19 protein-coding genes and 1 pseudogene are annotated in these 21135 nt (G+C 64.4%); 7 read left to right on the top strand and 13 right to left on the bottom strand.

Annotated features, from left to right (window positions below):
• Positions 1-104: 104 nt before the first annotated feature.
• From DPR14_RS10610 to folK, 3 genes are all read right to left on the bottom strand, one after another.
• The gene (locus DPR14_RS10610; RefSeq protein WP_158045100.1) at positions 105-2273 is read right to left on the bottom strand and encodes a RelA/SpoT family protein; all 2169 of its coding nucleotides are present in this window, start codon (positions 2271-2273) and stop codon (positions 105-107) included.
• Positions 2274-2375: 102 nt separating this feature from the next.
• The gene (rpoZ, locus tag DPR14_RS10605) at positions 2376-2840 is read right to left on the bottom strand and encodes a DNA-directed RNA polymerase subunit omega (protein ID WP_158045099.1); all 465 of its coding nucleotides are present in this window, start codon (positions 2838-2840) and stop codon (positions 2376-2378) included.
• 75 nt (positions 2841-2915) lie between these two features.
• Positions 2916-3371: a 2-amino-4-hydroxy-6-hydroxymethyldihydropteridine diphosphokinase gene (gene folK / locus DPR14_RS10600; protein ID WP_343038735.1), complete on the bottom strand. Its 456-nt coding sequence runs from the start codon at positions 3369-3371 to the stop codon at positions 2916-2918.
• A gap of 199 nt (positions 3372-3570) precedes the next feature.
• Between folK and DPR14_RS10595 the strand changes: the two genes are divergently transcribed.
• Positions 3571-4155, top strand: coding sequence for a LabA-like NYN domain-containing protein (locus DPR14_RS10595; protein ID WP_158048089.1), 585 nt, complete (start codon positions 3571-3573; stop codon positions 4153-4155).
• 167 nt (positions 4156-4322) lie between these two features.
• Here DPR14_RS10595 and DPR14_RS10590 read toward each other — a convergent pair whose 3' ends face one another.
• The 3 genes from DPR14_RS10590 to dapA form a co-directional block, all read right to left on the bottom strand.
• Complete coding sequence (locus DPR14_RS10590) at positions 4323-5492, bottom strand: zinc-dependent alcohol dehydrogenase (RefSeq protein ID WP_158045097.1); 1170 nt, start codon at positions 5490-5492, stop codon at positions 4323-4325.
• Positions 5493-5550: 58 nt separating this feature from the next.
• A complete protein-coding gene (smpB, locus tag DPR14_RS10585; protein WP_158045096.1) occupies positions 5551-6039 on the bottom strand; it encodes an SsrA-binding protein SmpB in 489 nt (162 codons plus the stop codon).
• A 64-nt stretch (positions 6040-6103) separates the two neighbouring features.
• A complete protein-coding gene (dapA, locus tag DPR14_RS10580) occupies positions 6104-6979 on the bottom strand; it encodes a 4-hydroxy-tetrahydrodipicolinate synthase (RefSeq protein ID WP_158045095.1) in 876 nt (291 codons plus the stop codon).
• Between the two features lie 87 nt (positions 6980-7066).
• Here dapA and DPR14_RS10575 point away from each other — a divergent pair, with 87 nt between their 5' ends.
• Genes DPR14_RS10575 through DPR14_RS10565 form a run of 3 tightly spaced genes read left to right on the top strand, consistent with a single transcriptional unit; the run spans position 7067 to position 10774 of the window.
• Positions 7067-9025, top strand: a complete 1959-nt coding sequence (locus tag DPR14_RS10575; RefSeq protein ID WP_158045094.1) for a lytic transglycosylase domain-containing protein — start codon at positions 7067-7069, stop codon at positions 9023-9025.
• Positions 9026-9029: 4 nt separating this feature from the next.
• Positions 9030-9713: a haloacid dehalogenase type II gene (locus DPR14_RS10570; RefSeq protein ID WP_158045093.1), complete on the top strand. Its 684-nt coding sequence runs from the start codon at positions 9030-9032 to the stop codon at positions 9711-9713.
• A gap of 38 nt (positions 9714-9751) precedes the next feature.
• Entirely contained in the window at positions 9752-10774 is a 1023-nt protein-coding gene (locus DPR14_RS10565; RefSeq protein WP_158045092.1) for a threonine ammonia-lyase, read from the top strand.
• Between the two features lie 58 nt (positions 10775-10832).
• Here the strand turns inward: DPR14_RS10565 and DPR14_RS10560 are convergent, their stop codons facing one another.
• Positions 10833-11024 carry a hypothetical protein gene (locus DPR14_RS10560; RefSeq protein ID WP_158045091.1) on the bottom strand — a complete coding sequence of 64 codons (192 nt, stop codon included), beginning with the start codon at positions 11022-11024 and terminating at the stop codon, positions 10833-10835.
• A 171-nt stretch (positions 11025-11195) separates the two neighbouring features.
• On the opposite strand from DPR14_RS10560, the gene DPR14_RS27330 reads away from it, so the two are divergent.
• Both DPR14_RS27330 and DPR14_RS10555 read left to right on the top strand, forming a co-directional pair.
• A complete protein-coding gene (locus DPR14_RS27330; protein ID WP_192499396.1) occupies positions 11196-11366 on the top strand; it encodes a hypothetical protein in 171 nt (56 codons plus the stop codon).
• A gap of 122 nt (positions 11367-11488) precedes the next feature.
• Positions 11489-12148: a class I SAM-dependent methyltransferase gene (locus DPR14_RS10555; RefSeq protein ID WP_158045090.1), complete on the top strand. Its 660-nt coding sequence runs from the start codon at positions 11489-11491 to the stop codon at positions 12146-12148.
• Here the strand turns inward: DPR14_RS10555 and DPR14_RS10550 are convergent, their stop codons facing one another.
• The gene (locus DPR14_RS10550) at positions 12149-13525 is read right to left on the bottom strand and encodes a sensor histidine kinase (RefSeq protein WP_158045089.1); all 1377 of its coding nucleotides are present in this window, start codon (positions 13523-13525) and stop codon (positions 12149-12151) included.
• A gap of 87 nt (positions 13526-13612) precedes the next feature.
• A complete protein-coding gene (locus DPR14_RS10545; protein ID WP_158045088.1) occupies positions 13613-14545 on the bottom strand; it encodes an exopolyphosphatase in 933 nt (310 codons plus the stop codon).
• Positions 14546-14829: 284 nt separating this feature from the next.
• On the opposite strand from DPR14_RS10545, the pseudogene DPR14_RS10540 reads away from it, so the two are divergent.
• Positions 14830-15677 (top strand): annotated as a pseudogene (locus DPR14_RS10540) (ChbG/HpnK family deacetylase).
• 65 nt (positions 15678-15742) lie between these two features.
• Here DPR14_RS10540 and DPR14_RS28170 read toward each other — a convergent pair.
• The 4 genes from DPR14_RS28170 to DPR14_RS10520 form a co-directional block, all read right to left on the bottom strand.
• Complete coding sequence (locus DPR14_RS28170) at positions 15743-17071, bottom strand: response regulator (RefSeq protein ID WP_246149154.1); 1329 nt, start codon at positions 17069-17071, stop codon at positions 15743-15745.
• Between the two features lie 268 nt (positions 17072-17339).
• Positions 17340-18143 (bottom strand): response regulator, encoded by an 804-nt coding sequence (locus tag DPR14_RS10530; RefSeq protein WP_158045086.1) that lies wholly within the window; start codon positions 18141-18143, stop codon positions 17340-17342.
• A 147-nt stretch (positions 18144-18290) separates the two neighbouring features.
• Positions 18291-19979, bottom strand: a complete 1689-nt coding sequence (locus DPR14_RS10525; RefSeq protein WP_158045085.1) for an AMP-binding protein — start codon at positions 19977-19979, stop codon at positions 18291-18293.
• A gap of 64 nt (positions 19980-20043) precedes the next feature.
• Positions 20044-20574: a hypothetical protein gene (locus DPR14_RS10520; RefSeq protein ID WP_158045084.1), complete on the bottom strand. Its 531-nt coding sequence runs from the start codon at positions 20572-20574 to the stop codon at positions 20044-20046.
• Positions 20575-21135: the final 561 nt, after the last annotated feature.

The raw sequence follows: 21135 nt of genomic DNA, 5'->3' as shown, positions 1-21135 counted from the left end.
TCGGGGCAGGAAGGCGTTGCAACGGGGCGGCAGCGGCGGATGCAGCGCCAAAGGCGCGCTACCGCCGCCGTCTTCGTGCTATATGGAGGCGGAGACGCGTTCAGTCACCGTCCGCGTGCCCGATCGACCGAATTGATTACCGGAGTTGCCCGGAGCGCCGCGATGATGTTGGTCAGATGCTTGACGTCCTTGACGTCGATGTCGATCAGCATCTCGAAGAAGTCCGTGTTGCGGCTGGTGATCTTCAAATTGGTGATGTTGCCGCCGTTCTTGCCGATCACGGTGGACAGGGTTCCCAGGCTGCCCGCTTCGTTCGCGATGATGACGTTGATGCGGCCGACATGCTCCTCGGCCGCCTCTCCGCCGCTGTCCCAGCCGACATCGATCCAGCGCTCCGGCGTATCGCTGAAGCTCTCCAGCGTCTCGCAGTCTATCGTGTGTATGGTGACGCCCTTGCCGGTGGTCACGATCCCGACGATGCGGTCGCCCGGCAGCGGATGGCAGCAGCCCGCATAGTGTACCGCCATGCCGGGAATCAGGCCCCGGATCGGGAGCGGGATGTCCTTCTTGTGCTTGTGCCGGGCGGACCGGTTGATCGGGACGACCTTGTCGTCGCGCTCGGACGCCGGCTTGTGACCGGGGAAGACCGCGTTGAAGACTTCGCGCGCCGACTGAAGCCCGGCGCCGACGCTGGCGAACAGGTCGTCCACGGAGGACGCCTGGAAGATCTTCACGACGCCTTCGACCGCCTTGTCGGAGAACTCGTAGCCCTCCTGGCGGAACAGCTTCTGGAGCAGGGCCTTGCCGAGGTCGATGTATTGCGAGCGCTGCTGCGTCCGGATGAACCGGCGGATACGTGCCCGCGCCTTCCCCGTGACGACGAAGCGCTCCCAGGTGGGCGACGGCGTTTGCGCCTTGGAGGTGAAGATCTCCACCTGGTCGCCGTTCTGCAGCTGGCTGCGCAGCGGCAGCATCCGCCCGTTGACCTTGGCGCCCACGCAGGTGTCGCCGATCTGGCTGTGGACCGCATAGGCGAAGTCGACCGGGGTGGCGCCGCGCGGCAGCGCGATCAAGTCGCCCTTGGGCGTGAAGCAGAACACCTGGTCCTGGAACAGCTCCAGCTTCGTGTGCTCCAGGAACTCCTCGGGCTTCTGGGCATGCTCCAGGATATCGAGCAGTTCGCGCAACCAGCGGTACTGGCGGCCCTCCGTGCGCTGGTGGTTCTGCTTGTAGGCCCAGTGGGCGGCGACGCCGAGCTCGGCCACCTCGTGCATGTCGCTGGTGCGGATCTGCACCTCGATCCTCTGTCGCTCCGGCCCGATCACCGAGGTGTGGATGCTGCGGTAGCCGTTGGGCTTCGGAGTCGAGATGTAATCCTTGAAGCGGCCCGGCACGACCGGGTAGCGGGCATGGATCACGCCCAGGGCCTGGTAGCACTGCTCGACCGAATCGACCATGACGCGGAACGCCATGATGTCGGAGAGCTGCTCGAAGGCCACGTTCTTGCGCTGCATCTTGCGCCAGATCGAATAGGCCGTCTTTTCCCGCCCGGTGACCGTCGCGTCGGGCAGGCCGTGCTCGGCCAGCGTGTGGCGCAGCTCGTCGAGGACGCGGCCGACCAGCCCGCCCTCCGACGTGCGCAGGAAGGCGAGGCGGGCGAGGATGCTGTCGCGGGCGTCGGGATTCAGCTCGGCGAAGGAGAGGTCTTCGAGCTCGTCCTTCATCTTGTGGATGCCGATGCGCTCGGCCAGCGGCGCGTAGATCTCCAGCGTCTCGCGGGCGATCCGCTTCCGTTTCTCGGGGTCACGCAGGTACGACAGCGTCCGCATGTTGTGGACGCGGTCGGCCAGCTTGACCAGCAGGACCCGGATGTCCTCCGACATGGCAAGCACCAGCTTGCGGAAGTTCTCCGCCTGCTTGGCCTGGTCGGTCTGCGTCTCGATGTTCTGGAGCTCGATCCGCGACAGCTTGGTGACGCCGTCGACGAGGCGCGCGATATCGGCGCCGAACAGGCGCTGCACGTCCTCCAGCGTCGCCACGGTGTCCTCGACCGTGTCGTGCAGCAGGGCGGTCACGATCGAAGCGCTGTCCAGCTTCATCTGGGTGAGGATGCCGGCGACTTCCAACGGATGGGAGAAGTAGGGGTCGCCGTTGGCCCGGGTCTGCGAACCATGGGCACGCATCGAGAAGACGTAAGCGCGGTTGAGGGCATCCTCATCCGCGCTTGGATCATACGCCTTGACGCGTTCGACAAGCTCGTACTGCCGGATCATCGCCTCTCACCCGCGGCAAACGACGGCATCATGGATTCGATCTCGCACACTCGTACGGCGAGCCTCCCGCGACCCGACACCAAGCTCCCGACAGCCGGCCCCTTACTCGTAGGCCTTGCCGACATCGTCGACGTCGCGGTCGACCAGCTGGCCTTCCTCGGTGTCGATATCGACGCCCGGCTCCTGCTCCATGTCGGAAAGGACGTCGTCGCCCTCCTCCACGTCGCCGTCGGCGCCCAGGTCGTCGCCGCCCAGGTCATCGTCGCCCACCGTCATCTGCTGGGCCCACGCCTGCTCGCCGGCCATCAACTCGACGATGTCGTCCTCCGGCTCGTCGGCCTCGACCACCTTCTGGTGGCCGCGGATCAGCGCGTTCCGCAGTTCGTCCAGGCCGATGGTCTCGTCCGCGATCTCGCGCAGCGCCACGACCGGATTCTTGTCGTTGTCGCGGTCGATCGACAGCGGAGCACCCGTGGCGACATCCCGCGCCCGCTGGGCGGCCATCATGACCAGCTCGAAACGATTTGGAATCTTGATGACGCAGTCTTCAACGGTTACGCGTGCCATAAGGGGCGAACTCCAACAATATGCCAAGCTTTTCTATATACGGTTTGGGCATGGTCGAAGCAAGCGCGACACGTATCATGCATCGGGTTCCGCGCGTTGGTCGGCGGGAAGCGCCGCGATCAGGTCGGACAGGTCGATCCCCGTCGCCGGATGCTTCCAGTCCGGCGCGATGTCGGAAAGCGGGAACAGGACGAAAGCCCTTTCGTGCATCCGGGGGTGCGGAAGCGTCGGCGGCGTACCCCCGTCCGTTACAAGATCGTCATATGCAACGAGGTCCAGGTCCAGGAGACGGGCTTCGTTGCGTATGCTGCGGGTTCGTCCGAACTCTGCCTCGACTTCGTGCAGTAATGACAGAAGGTCGGCAGGGTTCAGCCCTGTAGCGACCGCGATCACGCCGTTAACAAACCAAGGTTGATCTGAGACCGGAACTGGTGCCGTCCGGAACCAGCGCGAACGAGCGACCACAGAGATCCCGTGGTCTTGCAGCGCACCTATCGCAGCTTCGCATATGTCTTGGGGTGAGCCATACACATCGCTGGGAAGGTTTGATCCTAATGCGATGAAAATCACTTTTGTCGTGACCTCAAGGGAACCTCTTGTCTGCTTGGAAGCATTGCCCTATCTCTACATCGTGGCCAATGCGGCATTAAAGACCCTCCTGCTTGGTGAGCGAAGCGGGATAAGAAATTGGCCGATGTGTGACAACCATTATAGTCCAAAAGGTACTCAGATGATATTCTATCAAGAAGAACGCATCGCAATGTTCATAGACGGTGCAAATTTATATGCCGCGGCGAGAGCCCTTGGATTTGATATCGATTACAAACGCCTCCTTGATCTTTTCGCATCCAAAGGTCGCCTTGTGCGTGCCTTCTACTATACCGCGCTAGTCGAGGATCAGGAGTACTCCCCGATCAGGCCGCTGGTGGATTGGCTCGATTACAATGGTTACACCATGGTAACAAAGCCGACGAAGGAATTCACCGACGCATCGGGCCGGCGCAAGATCAAGGGGAACATGGACATCGAACTCGCCATCGACGTGATGGAGATGGCCGAGCATGTCGATCATATCCTGCTGTTCTCCGGCGACGGCGATTTCAGGAGGCTGGTCGACGCGGTGCAGCGGAAAGGAGTGCGGGTCTCGGTGATCAGCACCGTTCGCAGCCAGCCGCCCATGGTTGCCGACGAGCTGCGCAGGCAGGCGGACAACTTCATCGAACTCCAGGATCTGTCACCGTCGATCGCCCGCGTCCACCAGCATCGCGACCCGCCGTCCAACGATCCGCACAGCAATCTGTACGAGACCGCCTGAACGATTCGCGGCCTGTCGATTCCGGGGGTCTTCAGGTCCGCGTCTCCACGAACGACTGGCCGGACCGGGAGTCGACTCCCCAGTCCGGCCAGTCTTTCTGTCCGATCGGCGCAAAATGCCTCTCGTGCCGGCCTTCACCCGGGGGCGGAGGCCGGCGCGAGGGACTCTCAGGGCTTCAGGACGACCTTGATGCAGTTGTCCTTCTTCTCCCGGAAGATCCGGTAACCTTCGGGCGCCTGGTCAAGCGGCAGCTTGTGGGTGATCACGAAGCTGGGGTCCAGGTCGCCGTCCTGGATGTGCTTCATCAGGCGCGGCAGGTACTTGTGGACGTGGGTCTGCCCCATCCTGAACTTCAGGGACTTGTTGAAGGCAGCGCCCATGGGGATCTTGTCCACCACGCCGCCATAGACGCCCGCGAGCGAAACGGTCCCGCCCTTGCGGCACGCCATGATCGCTTGGCGCAGCGCATGGGCCCGGTCGGTGGTCATGAAAGCGGCGAACTTGACCCGGTCATAAACCGCGTCGACGCTCCCGCCTCCGTGGGCCTCCATGCCGACGGCATCTATGCAGCTGTCCGGACCGCGCCCGCCGGTCAGTTCCATCAGGCGATCGTGAACGTCCTCCTCATCGAAGTTGATCGTGATCGCCCGGCCGTCGCGTGCCATGGCAAGCCGTTCCGGTACGCGGTCGATGGCGATCACCCGCTCCGCCCCGAGGAGATAGGCGCTGCGGATCGCGAACTGGGCAACCGGCCCGCAGCCCCACACCGCGACCGTGTCGCCGGGTTGGATGTCGGCATTCTCGGCCGCCATGTAGCCGGTCGGGAAGATATCGGTCAGGAACAGGACCTGGTCGTCGCTGAAGCCGTCGGGCACCTTGAAAGGTCCGACATCGGCGTAGGGGACGCGAACATATTCGGCCTGTCCGCCGGCATAGCCGCCGAACAGGTGGGTGTAACCGAACAGACCCGACGGCGACTGCCCCATGACCTTCGACGTCATCTCCGCATTGGGATTGGAGTTGTCGCAGAGGGACCAGAGGTCATGGTCACAGAAGTAGCAATGGCCGCAGGCGATGGTGAAGGGAATGACGACGCGGTCTCCGACCTTCAGACGTCCCGGCTCCTTGCCGACTTCCACCACCTCGCCCATGAACTCATGACCCAGGATGTCGCCGGACTTCAATGTAGGAATGTAGCCACCGTAAAGGTGAAGGTCCGAGCCGCATATCGCAGTGGACGTGATCTTGACCACTGCGTCCCTGGGATTCAGGATCTTGGGATCGGGCACGGTGTCGACCCGGACATCTTCCTTGCCATGCCAGACCAGTGCGCGCATCGGAGTCTCCTTTGTCTTTCCGTCGGAGGCTCCAACCGCGGAGGAAGGTTATGGTTCCTTAATCCGCGTCCTTCCCTCTGCTGCGCATCACGCGCGCCTTGTCGCGCTGCCAGTCGCGCTCCTTCTCCGATGCCCGCTTGTCCACCTTCTTCTTGCCGCGGGCGACCCCAAGCTCGACCTTGGCGATGCCGCGCGCGTTGAAATAGACCGACAGCGGGACGATCGTGACGCCTTCGCGCTTGATGGCGCCCATCAGGCGGTTCATTTCCCGCTTGTGGACCAGCAGCTTCCGCGGCCTCTTGGTCTCGTGCTGATAGTACTGGCCGGCGAGCTGGTATTCCGGAATGTAGGCGTTGACCAGGTACAGCGCGCCATTCTGTTCGCCCGCATAGGATTCGTTGATGCTGGCTTTACCGGCGCGGAGGGATTTCACCTCCGTGCCGACCAGCATGATCCCTGCCTCGAGCGTTTCATCGATGAAGTAATCGAACCGGGCACGGCGGTTCTGAGCCGCAATCCGGCCCGAGACGGGCCCCGGCTGAGCCATGATTATTCCTCTACTTTCTTCTTCCTGCCACGCAGGTTGTCTTATGCCGTGCCGCCGAACGTGCTCAGTTGAGCACGCCCGCCTTCACCATCACCTCGCGAACTGCGGTCCGTGTCGCGTCCGTCACCGGAACCACGGGCAGCCGGACCTCCTCGGAGCAGAGGCCCAGCAGGCTGGCCGCATACTTGACCGGCGCCGGGCTGGTCTCCAGGAACAGGGCGTGGTGAAGCGGCATCAGCTGGTCGCGCAGCCGCTCGACGGTCGGCCTGTCATTCGCGGCCCAGGCGGCATGAAGCTGGCTGCACTGCGCCGGAGCGACGTTGGCGGTCACCGAGATGCAGCCGTGCCCGCCCTGCGCCAGATAACCGACGACAGTGGCGTCCTCCCCGCTGAGCTGGCAGAATTCCGGCCCGATTTCGACACGGGTCCTTAACGGTCTGGTCAAGTCCGCCGTGGCATCCTTGACGCCGACGATATTGGGAAGCTTCGCGAGACGTGCCATTGTGGCGACCGTCATGTCGATCACGCTGCGACCTGGTATGTTGTAAATGATGATCGGAATTTCTACAGAGTCGTGGATCGCCTTGTAATGCTGATACAAACCTTCCTGCGTGGGCTTGTTGTAATAGGGCGTGACGGTAAGCACGGCGTCCGCGCCCGCCTTCTTGGCGTGACGCGTGAAGGCGATCGCCTCCGCCGTCGAGTTCGAGCCTGCGCCGGCGATGACCGGCACACGGCCTGCGGCCGCCTCGATGCACAGCTCGACGACGCGCATGTGCTCCTCATGGCTGAGGGTCGGGGACTCGCCGGTCGTCCCGACCGGCACGAGCCCGTTGGTACCCTGCCCAATCTGCCAATCGACGAAGGACTGGAAGGCTTTCTCGTCGACTTTCCCGTTCTTGAAAGGCGTCAAGAGCGCGACGATGGACCCCGAAAACATACCGACCTCCGTACCGGCACAAGAAACAAGGCAGGCACATTAGCCGCAGCGGACTGGTACGGCAAGTGCGCCCGCCCTGTCCATGCCATGGTATTCGCGCTCGCGCTGGCCTTGTCCGTCGCGGCCGGCGCCTGGATGCCCGGCGCGTCGGCCGCCGACCTGGACGAGCGCGACCTCGCGGTCTACCGGACCGCCTTCAAGGCGGCGGAGAGCGGCCGATGGGACGAGGCGAAGGCCCTGGCCTCCCAGGCCGGGGAACCGCTGCCGGCCAAGGCGATCCAGTGGCTCGACATGGCGCGCCCCGGCACCGAAGCGAGCTTCGACTCCATCGCCGCCTTCGTCCGCGGCAACCCGGAATGGCCGAACCTGAACACACTGCGCCGGAACGCGGAACTGGCGATGCCGCTCTGGATGCCGGCTGCCGACGTGAAGGCCTGGTTCGATGCCTATCCTCCGCTGACCGGCGGCGGCACCTTGCGCTATGCCACGGTGCTGCTGAACGACGGCAAGACCGCGCAGGCCGCCGAACTGGTTCGCGAGCGCTGGGTCGCCGGCGGCTTCGGCCAGACGGAGGAGCAGGATTTCCGCTCGCGCTTCGGCGACCTGCTGCGCCCCCGGGACCATCTGGCCCGGTTCGACCGGCTGATGTGGGACAACGAGGAGTCGGCCGCCCGCCGCATGCTCCCCCTGGTCGGCAGCGGGTACCAGGCGCTGGCCGAAGCAAGGTTCCATCTGGCCGGCATGAAGCGGGGCAATGTCGACGCCCTGATCAGCAAGGTTCCCGCGACCCTGCGCAACGATCCGGGGCTGCTCTACGAGCGCGCGCGATGGCGCCGACGGAAGGACCTGGACGCCGGCGCGCTGGAGATCCTGATGGACAAGCCGGCCGAACTGGGCCGGCCGGCGGCGTGGTGGACCGAGATGCATATCCTGGCCCGGCGATCGATCGAGCGCGGCGCCTATGCGGAGGCCTACCGTATCGTTTCCGGCCATGGACAGCGGGACGGCCTCCCGATGGCCGAAGCCGAGTTCCTGTCCGGCTGGCTGGCGCTCCGCTTCCTGGACCGGCCGCAGCAGGCGCTGAAGCATTTCGAGCGGCTGCACGCCGGCGTCAGCGCGCCGATCAGCCGGTCGCGGGGCGCCTACTGGGCGGGGCGCGCGGCCGAGTCCCTGAAACAGGCGGACGAAGCGCGCCGGTGGTACGGTCTGGCGGCCCAGCACGTCACGACCTTCTATGGACAGCTTGCCCAGCAGCGCCTGCGCGCGCCATCCGCCGGCGCCCTGCCCGCCGAGGCGCGGCCATCGGCCGATGCGGTCGCGGCGTTCGGACGGCGGGAGCTGCCAAGGCTGACCCGGATGCTGAACCGGATCGACCCGGTGGCCGACCGCGAGGGGATCTTCGTCCGCCGGATGGGGTCGAACGCCAAGACGGCCGAGGAATACGCCTTGGTCGCCGGGCTGGCGCGCGAGATCGGCCGCGCCGACCTGGCGGTCGCCATCGCCAAGCAGGCGGTGCAGGACGATGTTACGCTGTCCGATACCGGTTATCCCGTGGTCGACATGCCGCAGCTCGGCTGGCTGGAGCCCGCGCTGGTCCACTCCCTGATCCGGCAGGAGAGCACCTTCAACCAGAATGCCGTCAGCCCGGCGGGCGCCCGGGGCCTCATGCAGCTGATGCCGGCGACCGCCAAGCAGGTCGCGAACCAGCTGGGCATGGAGCACACCAACGGCCGCCTGACGGCCGACCCGGAGTACAACATCGCGCTGGGCAGCGCCTACATGAGGGAATTGCTGGACCGCTTCAACGGATCCTACATCCTTGCCATAGCGGGTTACAACGCCGGGCCCGGCCGGGTGCGCGAGTGGCTTCAGGCCAACGGGGACCCGCGGGCGGAAGGGGTGGATGTGGTCGACTGGATCGAGTTGATTCCGATCTCCGAGACGCGCAACTATGTCCAGCGGGTGATGGAGGCTCTCCACGTCTATCGCGCCCGCATGAACGGCGGCACGGCGAGGCTGCTGCTGGAGGAGGATCTGAGACGGTGACACCATGCTGACCGGCATCGCGGCCTGCGTCTTCGACGCCTACGGCACTCTCCTGGATGTCCGGTCGGCGACCGGCCGTCTGGCCGGTGAGATGGGAGACAAGGCCGATCGGGTAGGCACCGTCTGGCGCACCCGGCAGCTCGAGTACACCTGGCTGCTGAGCCTCATGGGAGAGCATCGGGACTTCTGGCAGGTTACCGGGGACGCGCTGGACTTCGCGCTCGATGCCGCCGGGCTCGACGACGCGGGGCTCAAGCACCGTCTGATGGAACGCTACCTGTCGCTCGACTGCTATGCGGATGTCGCCCCGGTCCTGTCGGAACTGCGGCTGGCCGGGTTGAAGACCGCCATCCTGTCGAACGGAACGCCGGGAATGCTGGCTGCCGGGGTCGAGAGCGCCGGGATCGCGGACGGACTGGACGCAGTGCTGTCGGTCGAGGAAGTTGGTGTTTACAAGCCGCACCCGTCGGTCTATCAGCTCGCCTGCGACCGGCTCGGCTTGGCGCGGGAGCGGATCTGCTTCGTGTCGTCCAACGGGTGGGATGTCGCCGGGGCTGCGCATTTCGGCTTCCAGGCCGTATGGTTGAACCGGCTCGACCAGACAAGGGACCGGCTGCCGGGCACGCCGAAGCTCATGATGCGCGGCCTGGAGGCTCTGCCCCGCCTCGTCGCGCGCGGGGATGCCTGAAACGTCCCGCCGACTTCCGTCACCAAGGGTTTCCCCATATGCCTTCCGCCTCCCCGACCCTCGATGCTGGCCGCCTGCCCGGTTACGCAGATGTCGCGGCCGCCGCCGGGCGGCTGGCCGGGCGCGCCGTCCTAACGCCGCTGCTGGAGTCCCCTCTCCTGAACGACGCTCTCGGATGCAGGCTGCTGGTCAAGGCCGAGGCGCTGCAGCGCACGGGCAGCTTCAAGTTCCGCGGCGCCTACAACCGCATCAGCCTGATCCCGGAAGCGGAACGCCCGCGCGGGGTGGTGGCGTTCTCCTCCGGCAACCATGCCCAGGGCGTCGCCGCGGCGGCCAGGATGCTCGGCCTCGGGGCGACCATCGTGATGCCGTCGGACGCGCCCGCGATCAAGATCGCCAATACCCGGGCCTGGGGTGCCGAGGTCGTGCTGTACGACCGCTGGACGGAGGACAGGGAGGCGATCGGTGCTCGGATTTCGACGGAGACGGGTGCCACCCTGGTACGGCCGTATGACGATCCCTATGTCATGGCCGGACAAGGCACGATCGGCCTGGAATTGGCCGACCAGGCGGCAGCCGCGGGCGCGCGGCTTGATGCGGTGCTGGCGCCCTGCGGAGGCGGCGGCATGATCAGCGGGATTGCCCTTGCCCTGGCCGAACGGCTGCCGGAAGTCGCGGTCCATGCCGTGGAGCCCGAGGGCTTCGACGATACGCGGCGGTCGCTGGCCGCCGGCAGGCGCCTGTCGAACGACCCGGGCGCCGCATCATTCTGCGATGCGCTTCTGGCCGCCCAGCCGGGAGAACTGACCTTCGCGGTCAACGCCGCGCACTTGGCGGAAGGGTTCGCCGTCACCGATGCCGAAGTCTGCCGCGCGATGTCGGTGGCGCGGGACCATTTCAAGCTGGTCGTGGAACCTGGCGGCGCCGTGGCCCTGGCGGCGGTGCTGGCCGGCAGGATACCTGCGCCGGGCGCCGTCCTCGCGGTGGTGTGCTCCGGCGGCAATGTCGACCCGCTCGTCTATGAACGCGCGCTGGCCGCGGGGCACGGCGCCGCCGGCTGACATGTGGGGGCGGGCGCCATCGGCCTCCCGCCCCTCCGCGCAGTCCTGGCCCGCGGCGCTAGTCCGCGGCTTCGATCCGCTCGCGGTCGTTGGCGATGACCCAGGTCGTCACGAGTTCCGCCATCATTCCGGTCCTGCCGCATTTCGGGCATTCCGCCGCCAGCGCCGGGCGGCGCTGAACGAACGAACTCCCGTGGGCGCAACCACAGTCCACCAGATAACCGCCGGGGCGGCGTTCGATAATTTTCATTGCATTTCCTCCATCCGGGAGCACCAACGGATGAGAGAGCGATTCCGATCCATTTCCCGGATGGCTAAACCGTCAGTACGTATGTTCACAGACGTAATCGCTCTCCCGTCCCGCAGCGCGAAAGTCCATATTCTTCGAACCAGAACGATTTTTCGACAGGCGATTTGCGTCATGGACGACATCAAAAGCACGAATGTCAGCCCCTATCTGCTGCGACCGCTGCGAAAGTTCGAGGAGGTCATGGCCATGCGCAACGAGGATCCGAAGCGAAGAGGTCCCCACCAGCTCCCGCCCAAGACGCGCGACGGACGATATGTCCTGATTCTTGGGGGAAAGAGCTGAGACGGGCTACGCCGTTACTTCGCGGCGCCGGATGGTATTAAAAGGTTCATTTGCCTTATGTTCCGGCACCGAGTATCCGCACCCGATCCGTTGAGATGATCTCCAGCGAAGGGTGATGGGCGGTGAGTTACGAAAAGTACGAGCGGATTGCTCCTCTTTACGACGTGCTGGACAAAGCCTACGAAGTTTCCTGGAAGCGGCGGCTACGCAGCGATGTATTCCGCGGCGCCGGCGGCATGGTGCTGGACGCCGGTGCCGGAACGGGATGCAACATCCCCTTTTATCCCAGGAACGCGCGGGTCATCGGCGTCGACAACAGTCCCGGCATGCTGGTCAGGGCCAGGAAGCGCGCCGCCAAGGCAGGCGTCGGCGCCGAGTTCCTGGAAATGGACCTCACCAGGACCAGGTTTCCCGACAACCACTTCGACGTGATCGCCGCGACGTTCGTGTTCTGCGTCCTGCCGGAGGAGCTTCAACTCCCGGTTCTGCGCGAGATGCACCGCATCTGCAAGCCGACCGGGACGATCCGCATCCTTGACTACACGATGTCGAAGAAGGCCCCGGTCCGCCTGATGATGCGAGTCGTCTCGCCTTGGCTGAACTTCGCCTTCGCGGCTCGCTACACGGCGCAGTACGAATCTTATCTGCCGGAGGCCCGCCTGGCCCCGGTCAGGAACGATTTCGTCATGGGCGATGTCGTGAAGCTGCTGGTCCTGAGTCCGGAAGGCAAGCAAGTCGAGGGAGCATCCCAGCGGGAATTCGCGGCGCTGCGGCGCGGGTGATCAGCGGCCGGCCAGGGACGGAGCCGCCTGCCGGAGAATCCTGGAGACCGGCAGGTGGACCGTCACGCGCGTGCCGACGCTGGGCGTGCTGGCGATCAGCAGGCGCCCGCCATGCAGTTCGACCAGCGAGTTCGTGATCGGCAGGCCCAGTCCCGTTCCCTCGTATCTCCGGCTCAGGTCGGATTCGATCTGGGTGAACGGCTCCAGGGCCATGGCGATCTCGGCTTTGGTCATTCCGATCCCCGTATCGGCCACCGTGACGTCGAGTCCGCCATCGGGCGCCACGGCGGCGGAAACGGTGACGTTGCCTCCGCGCGCCGTGAACTTGACCGCGTTGGACAGCAGGTTCAGCAGAACCTGCTTCAGCTTCATGGCGTCCGCCAGGACGTGGGGCAGATTCTCCTGGATCTCCTGGGTAATCCGGACATCGGCGCTCTCCGCGCGCCCGATAACGACCCTCACGGAAGCCGCGATGATCTCGGCGATATCGCCGATGTCCTCGTACAGCTCCATCTTGCCGTCCTCGACCTTGGAATAGTCCAGGATGTCGTTGATGACCGTCAGGAGATGACGCCCGCCATCGCGGATATCGCGGGCGTACTCCGTGTAGAGCGGCTGTCCGGTCGGGCCGAAAGCCTCGTCGGCGATGATTTCGGAGAACCCGATGATCGCGTTCAGCGGCGTGCGCAGTTCATGGCTCATGTTGGCCAGGAACTGGCTCCGGGTGCGGTTCGCGAGTTCCGCCTGTTCCTTAGCCCGGCGCAAGGCCGCCTCGGTCCGCCGATGATCGGAGATGTCCCGGACGGTCAAAAGGACCAGGGAGTCGGGTTGGCAGGCCATCGGCACGCCGCAAGCCTCGACGCAAACCGCGGCGCCGTCGAACCGGGCGAGCCAGATCTCGCACGGGGCGACCGCCTCCCCGGCGAGAAGGGCCGTTTCGATGCGTTCACGAACCTCCCGCGGCGTGACGGCGTCTACGAGGTCCAGCACCGGGCGGGCGAGAAGGATATCGGCCGACGCGACGCCGACCATGCGGATGCCGCTGTCGTTGACATAGTCGATACGCCCGTTGCGGCTGATCAGGATCAGCTCCGGCATGGCCGCGACGATGGAAGCGTAGATACCCTCGCCGGCCGGCGGATCCGTTTCCGGCGCGATCGCCGCCCGGCTCAGCCGCCGCCGCAGCCGGAACAGCATTGCCATCGCCACGGTGGCGACCGCGATCAGGATGGTGATGAGGGGGGCTGCGAAGGCTTCGAGCACGCCCAGGGTTAGAAGGCCCAGCGTTGCTCCGACGGAAACGCAGATGATCAGGGCTCCATGGAGCGCTGCTTGACGGACGGTACCTCCATGAGGGCCGACAGGAACCGTCTCCATCGAAGTGCCGTCCTTCAAGCTTCACAATGGGACATGCACATTCTGAGCTCTACAGGTTGATAATTCACTAAGTGTCGAGAATTTGTTTCATTTACGCCTGGAAAGCCGGTCTATCAACTCGCTTTTCACACTATCGGCGCGGTCGTTGGTCACCTGGCATGTTCCTGCCGCTGCATGGCCCCCGCCGCCATACTCGAGCATGAGCGGCCCGACGGCGATCGGCGACCGGCGGTCGAGGATCGACTTGCCCACAGCGAACACAGTATTCTGCTGCTTGACTCCCCACAAGACATGCATGGAAATCCTGCAGTCCGGGTAGAGCGCGTAAACCATGAAGCGGTTCCCGGCGTGAATGGTCTCCTCCGCCCGCAGATCCAGGACGACGAGGTCCTGGTGAACCGCCGCGATGCGGGCGATCTGCTGCCTGAAGAGCGCTTCCTGGTCAAAGTAGAGTTCGACCCGTTCGGCGACGTCGGGCAAACCCAGGATGCCGTCGATGTCGTGGTCCCGGCACCGGTCGATCAGTTCCATCATGAGCTGGTAGTTGGAGATCCGGAATTCCCGGAAGCGTCCGAGCCCGGTCCTCGGATCCATCAGGAAGTTCAGCAGCGTCCAGCCGGCCGGGCGCAGGATGTCGTCGATCCCATAGTCGGCCGAGTCCGCCTGATCGACCGCCCTCATCATCTCCCCGGAGATCCCCGCGAACCTTTCCGCCCCGCCATAGTAGTCGTATACGACCCGGGCGGCCGAGGGCGCCTTGGGATCGATGACATGGTTGGAATGCTGGCCGATCCGCCTGGTCTCGCTGAGATGGTGGTCGAACGCCAGATGGACGCCGGGCACGTAAGGCAGGTTGGTGGTGATATCCAGGGGACCGATTGAGATCACGCCGTCCTGCATGTCCTTGGGATGGACGAACTTGATCTCCTCGATCATGCCCAGTTCCCGAAGAAGGACCGCGCAGACGAGGCCGTCGAAGTCGCTTCTGGTGACCAACCGGAACTTCCGTCCGTCCATCATGCACCTGCCCGTCATACCACCTTTGGATTACGACTTATGATCATTTCCATAGGCGTGGTCAAGACGCCGCCCGCCGCGCCCAGCGGCGCAACGGTCGGCGGGATCGTATCCGAGGAACATCAAGGGATCGCAAAAGACGGGAGAGGCCCTTGCAGCCACCCACGTTGCAATCCCCGGGCGGCTTTGCTTCTATCTCTGGCCGCGCGACCACACCCTCCGTACGGATCAGCTGACACCGTGACCGCCGCTTTCCCCCCTCCGCCGACACGCCCCCCACCCCTTTCGTGCTCTGCGCCGATGACTATGGTTTGTCGCCGGGGGTCAGTTCGGCGATCCGCGACCTGATCGACCGCGAGAGGCTGTCGGCCACCAGTTGCATGACCTTGACACCGTTCTGGCGGGATCACGCGACTTGGCTGCTTCCTTATGTCGACCAGGTCGACGTGGGACTGCACCTGACGCTGACCAGCCAGCAGCCGATCGGTCCCATGCCCGAACCGCTCCCGGCGGCCGCCTGCCCTCCCTCGACTCGCTGATGCGGCTGGCGTACAGCCGCCGACTGGACGCGGGCGAGGTCGATGCAGAACTGAACCGCCAGATCGACGCTTTCGAGACCGCACTGGGCCGTCTTCCGGCCTTCATCGACGGCCACCAGCATGTCCACCAGCTTCCGACAGTCCGGGAGGCGGTGATCCGCGCAGTGGCCGGCCGGCTGAAGGGGAACTCCCCTATGGCGGTCACCCCATACTTAAGATCGTGTCATGACAGTGTTCCCGCTATCATCACGCGCGGAATAGCCATTCCCAAGTCCTTTTTTATTTCAATGTTGTCTGGACGCTTGCGCAAACTTGCGCAGAAGCATACGATTGCGACCAACAGCAGTTTTCGCGGTGTTTATGATTTCTCCAGACCCGTGCCGTTCGGTGCGATGATGGACCGCTTCGTCGAGGATCTGCCTGGACCGCAGGCCGGTATCGGGCTGGTAATGTGTCACCCCGGCATTCCGGACGACGCCCTGAAAGCTGTCGATCCGGTGGTCGAGCAGCGCCGGGTCGAGTACGAGTGGTTGGGCGGGCACGGGTTGCCCGCTTTGTTGAGCAAACGGAACCTACGCCTCAGCAGGTTCCGGTAGTAACCGCTGCCGCTTGAAACTCACGGCAATGGTAGCGAATGTTCTTCTGTTTCAAGGGAGCGCCGTCAGTTGAAGTTGCTGTGATGCAGGGTCCAGACATGACTCTGCAATGCAGTACGGACGCGCCTGAACTCATCCTGGATCTGCAGCATTTTTTGGTTGCCTTCCTCTCGGAAGCCTCTGGTCGGCATGTCGCGACATCGGGCCAGTAACTTGACAAGGCGGATCGCACCTATGTGGGTGGAACTGCTTCCCAGCGAGTCGGCGTGATCCCGGAAGCTGATCACATCCCCCTCGTTCAATGCCTTGACCATCGCATCGATCAGTTCGGCACCATCGGCAAGGAAAACCGCGATGACGTCCTCCAGAAAACCATTGTCGGGGTCCAGCGACTGGAGCGCGTCAAGCGCATCCTCGTCGATGCAGGGCTCGGCGACGGTGGAGAAGCGGGGATGTGCCGAGATCGACGCGACCACGCCCGTTTCCAGAGCCTCGCGGGCGCTGAGCGCTGCCGCGCCGAGACGGTCGACCGCTTCGAGCAGCCGGAACTCCTCGACCGGTACCGGCAGCACCTCGTTCATTCCTGCGGCGATGCACCGCTTGCGGGCCGGATCTGTCAGCCCGGGCACCAGCCCCACGATCGGCAGATGCGCGTCCTCCGAGCGCATGAAACGGTACATGCGGACGAGGTCGAGGGCATTGGGATTTCGCAATTGTACGTCGAGCAGCATGACGTCGAGGCCGCCCTTGTGCAGCAGGTCAAGGGCCGTGTTTCCGTCCTCGGCGATGAGTAACGTGTGTCCGGCACGTTCGAGCAGCCGGCGAAGGCTGCGCAACCCGAATCGGCTGTTCTCGCGAGAAGGATCCGGAACCTCCTCTTCGGCGGGCCGATGGTCCGGCCAAGGCCGGAGCCGGCCAGAAAGATCGACTGGGCGGGCAACAGCAGCAGCCCAACTCCGACTCCGACGATCAGGAACGGCGTCTCGGACAGAACACCCGTGAAGGCCGCGACCACGGCAAGTCCGGCGACGCCGCCGGCGGAAGTCAGGATCAGGCCAGTCCGACCATCGCCCAAACCGCTGGCGAGCGCGATGCCAAGATAACAGAACATCCAGACCTGCATCGGCGGACCGCCCAGGCACAATAGCGCGGTCACACAAACCAGGTCGGCACAAGCGGCGCCGATACGCCTTTTCAGGCAGGCTTGCCTGCGTCGGAGCAGGTCGAGCAGGATGATCCAGCCGCCGAGGGAACCTGCCTGGAGGACCAGCATCGCGGCTTCCAGCCGTTGAACCTCCGGAACGGGAGAAAGAGCCATGATACCGGCGGCGTAAAGCATCATGGCGGTCAGTCCCAGGATGCGCAGGATCGCCAGGACGACCTCGTCCACGCATCGGAACGTTATCTCCCGCCATGCATCGCGCAGGGTGTGCCGCCACGCGATCCATCCGGTCCCGACCGGTCCAGCCGTCAGCAGGACGACTGCCAGAGCCGGCATCAGCAGGGAGTCGACGCCGGACAGGGCGTGGAACGCCAGGGCCGATGACAAGCCCAGCCCGGCGGCGGCGATGGAAAGCAACAGGCCCCGGACCCGACTTGGCGGAGGTGCCGGCAAGTCGAGTTCGCCATCGGGATCAATGGTCTGGTCCGGGATCTGCCCGGTCATGCCTGTTCTCCATCGCCGGTGCGGGCACGGGCGGTCACGTCCATCGATACCGTGACGATTCGCACGATGGTGCCGGCCCGGTCACGCACGGGTGTCTTGAGCGTAACCAGGGTGCGGCACACGCCATCGGGCATCTCGACCTCCTCCTCGAACGGCGTCATAGGTTCGCCCCGCGCGGCCACACGCCGGTCCAGCGCCATGGCACGGGTCCCGCCGTCGCGCGGCAGCAGATCCGCAGGAGATCGCCCGACCGCCCGTTCCGCCGTGACACCGAGCGCAGCCGCGTAAGTGCGGTTGACGTACTGGTATCTTCCATCCGGTCCAGTAGCGGAGACCATGGCCGGTACCGTGTCCAGTACTTCAACGAGGTCGCGACAACGAGCCACGGTTGCTCTCGCTCCCTGCCCGCGCAGCAACAGATGCTGCCGCCTCAGCGTCAGCAGGGTCCGCACCCTGGCGCGGAACTCCAACGGGTCGACCGGGCCGAGCAGAAAATCGTCCGCGCCCGCCTCCAGCGCCTGGCGGCGAAGCCGGGCGTCGTCGAACGCGGTGACGACCACGACCGGCACATGCGTGCGGTCCGGTTGTGCCCGGAAACGGCGGATGAAGGCGGCACCGTCCAGAACCGGCATCTTGAAGTCGGTGATGCAAAGGTCGGGACAGTTGGATGCGGTCCAGTCCAGCGCTTCCACCGGATCGGCAAAGGCGTGGACGATGATGTCAGCGGCCAGCGATCCGGCCAGCTTTGAAAGGATCTTCAAATTGATGCGGCGATCGTCCACGACGACGACGATGGGCATAGGTGCGCAATGGGCTCGGGACGACTCATGGAACTAGCGCGCGACACCCCGTAACCGACACTGCGGCATCGCTCAGCATGCACACTACCCAATCATTCTTGACGGGAAGTTACCAATCTTTGGACACGTAATGATAATGGAACGAACCTACAGATGGCAGGTTCTCTCGGCCGCGCGTTCCAGCTCCAGGTCACGGAGCTTGAAACGCTGGATCTTGCCCGTTTCAGTCCGCGGCAACGTGGTCATGAATTCGACCAAGCGCGGGTATTTGTAACGCGCAAGGTTTTTTCTCACGAAAGCCTGAAGTTCGGCCGCGAGTTCGGGGTCTCCCCGCACGCCGTCGGACAGCACTACGAAAGCCTTGGGAACGGCTCCCCGCCGGTCGTCCGGCGAAGCGACGACCGCGCATTCGCGCACGGCGGGATGCTCCAGAAGCACCTCCTCGACCTCCACGCCGGAAATATTATATCCGGAGGAAACGATCATGTCGTCGGTGCGGCCCCGGTACCAGAAATAGCCGTCGCCATCGACCAGGAAGGCGTCTCCGGGCATGTTCCAGCCATGCTGGACATATTCCGCCTGTCGCGGGTCGTCGAGATATCGGCAGCCGACCGGGCCTCGGACCGCCAGGCGCCCGACCTGTCCGGCAGGAAGCGTACGGAACTCCCCGTCCACAACCATCGCCCTGTATCCCGACAAGGGTTTCCCCGTGGCTCCAGGGCGGAACGCTCCGGGGGGATTTGCCATGAAGGTATGGAGCATCTCCGTCGAGCCGATGGTGTCGATGATCGGCAGGCCGGTCGCCGCGAGCCAGGCGTCCAAGGTCCGGCGCGGCAGTGCCTCCGCCGCCGAAATACAGGCACGCAGTGTGGGAAACGCCCGCCCCTGCCCCAGGTCGGCCATGGCACGATAGCCGGTCGGCACCGAGAAAAGCAGTGATACGCCGTGCTCGACCACCGCGTCGAGCAGTGCCTCGGGTGTCGCCGACTCGACCAGGACACTGGCCGCACCGAGCCGCAGCGGAAACAGGATCGCGGCGCCGAGACCATAGGTGAAGGCCAGCGAGGATCCGGCGCAGAATACGTCGTCGGGCCCAGCGTGCAGGATCTCGCGCGGAAGCCCTTCCGTGACGGCCATCAGGTCGCGCTGGAAATGCACGACGGCCTTGGGACTGCCCGTGGTCCCGGACGTGAAGGCGATCAGGCAGATATCGCCGGCGTCGGTCGCGCAGGCTTCGAAAACGGGTGGTTGCTCCGCCATCCGGTCCGCCAGCTCGCCGAACGGCAACACCACCGGACCCATCCCGGCGGCATTCAGGTCGGCCAGCTCCGGCAGCAGCCGGTCGTCGCAGAGCGCCAGCCGCACCTCGGCCTTGGCGCAGATCATGCCCAGCTCACGGGCCCGCAACAAAGGCATCGTCGGGACGACGATGCTGCCGGCCTTCGCGACCGCCAGCCAGCAAGCCACCAGCATAGGCGAATTGGGAGAACGCAGCAGGACGCGGTTGCCGGGAACGAGGCCGAAACTGCCGGTCAGCACTCCGGCGATGCGGTCGACCCGGCAGGCCAGCTCGGCATAGGTGGTCGTGCGTCCCGACTCAGCCTCGATCAGGCACGGACGGCATCCGCGGCCCTCGCGCACATGGCGGTCGACCAGTTCGACGGCGATATTGAGCGGACCGTCGAAGCGGTATTCCGGCTGGTCGAAAATCAACTCCGGCCACTGGCTCCGCGGCGGCAGCCTGTTCCGCGCGAACGCATCGAACGGGGCCGCCTCGCCGCGTTCGGGATCGGGATCGGGAATGCGATGATCGCCGCTGCCGCTCGTCTGGGACATGACTGGTCGTACCATGCCGGGATGACGGCCGGCAACCGGACCCCGGAGCGCCGGTTGCCGCTGGCTATATGCCCATGTAGTCGTCGATTTCGGTCTGCTGCATCACGTGGGTGGTGCCGTGGATGATGCCGTTCGCCACTTGCATGATCTTGTGAAGCATTTCGACGGAAGTCGAACAATCGAAACGAAGCCGGTCGGCATCTTCGGCGGCGATGGCCGTCTCCATGCGGTCGAGCGTGAACAGGATCACCGCATCCATCTGGGCGATCGTCGCCTCGAACGGGGTGCGGAACTTGGACGGAACATGCTCGTAAGCCTCGATCGCCAGTTCCTTCTCCGAGAACCCGCTGTCCCGGAAATGCTGCTGGTAGGACTTGGGATGCCAAGCCCGGCAGTCCTCGACCATGTCTGGCATGTCCGGAACCATTTCGATCAGCATGACGATCTCGTTGAAATGGTTCAGGTAGTCGGTAGCCAGAAGGGTCTTGGCGGAAATATTGGCGTCGCGCACGCGGTCGCGCCATGCCACGAAGTCGTCAAGCTCGTGTTCCGGAATGCCCTGGAAAATCTGGGCGTCAATCTCATCGTCAGACATAGGCAAATCCGGCCCACTAAAGAAATACTGCAGAAGCCGAAAGACCCGGCAACCTTGACACGAATTCGAAGATACTAAACACGGTGCGATCGCGATGATATCACATGGATACTGCCAGGAACCATCGGCAAACCGGCGGGAATGCTAGCCTGAATGATAGAGGCCTGAACGAAAGACGGTTGGTAAAAAAGCCGCCCGCGGGCATAGGACCCGCATGGCGGCTTCGCAGTGGCTGGCGGTTCAGGGAGGAATCACACCATTGCACTGGGAACACGCCTTTGCCTGCCGGGTTCCAAAAATTTCTCATGTAACGAACCGTTTCAGGACGAATGGCAAGTCACGCCCCATTCGTCGCAGAACACGGGTAGACTCGGGGCCGCACAAGGAAAAGAAAGGGTGCGTCGCCAGATGACTGACAGCCGCACCCTAGGTCGGGAACACTTGCCTCACCCTCAGCTAGGGCGTATTAACCTTATTCCACAATCTCTTGCGGTTTGGTTAACAACACCGCGGCACCGGCATCCCTCACAGGGTTGCCGACCAGACGACGCCCAAAACCGC

Origin of the sequence: Skermanella pratensis (genome assembly GCF_008843145.1) — a bacterium.
Taxonomy (GTDB): Bacteria; Pseudomonadota; Alphaproteobacteria; order Azospirillales; family Azospirillaceae; genus Skermanella; species Skermanella pratensis.
The sequence above is the reverse complement of the archived record's forward strand: the minus strand, read 5'-3'. Positions and strand labels throughout refer to the sequence as shown.